Genomic DNA, 284 nt, shown 5'->3' with positions numbered 1-284 from the left:
GGGTGCTTTTCACCTTTCCCTCACGGTACTTGTTCACTATCGGTCGACAAGGAGTACTTAGGCTTGGAGGGTGGTCCCCCCATGTTCAGACAGGATTTCACGTGTCCCGCCCTACTCAAGGATCATGCCTGTTTCTACCCGTACGGGGCTATCACCCAATATTGCCCGACTTTCCAGACGGTTCCGGTTCTTCAAACATGACCACTGGCCTGGTCCGCGTTCGCTCGCCACTACTAGCGGAGTCTCGGTTGATGTCCTTTCCTCCGGGTACTTAGATGTTTCAG

The 284-nt window shown here is 54.2% G+C and carries 1 rRNA gene; it reads right to left on the bottom strand.

Going from position 1 to position 284, the window contains the following annotated elements:
* A 23S ribosomal RNA gene (locus tag E1297_RS00325) occupies positions 1-284 on the bottom strand; the annotation flags it as partial.

The sequence above is a fragment of the Roseibium sp. RKSG952 genome, assembly GCF_009711355.1.
Note: the sequence above shows the minus strand (reverse complement) of the source record. Positions and strands in the feature narration are given on the sequence as shown.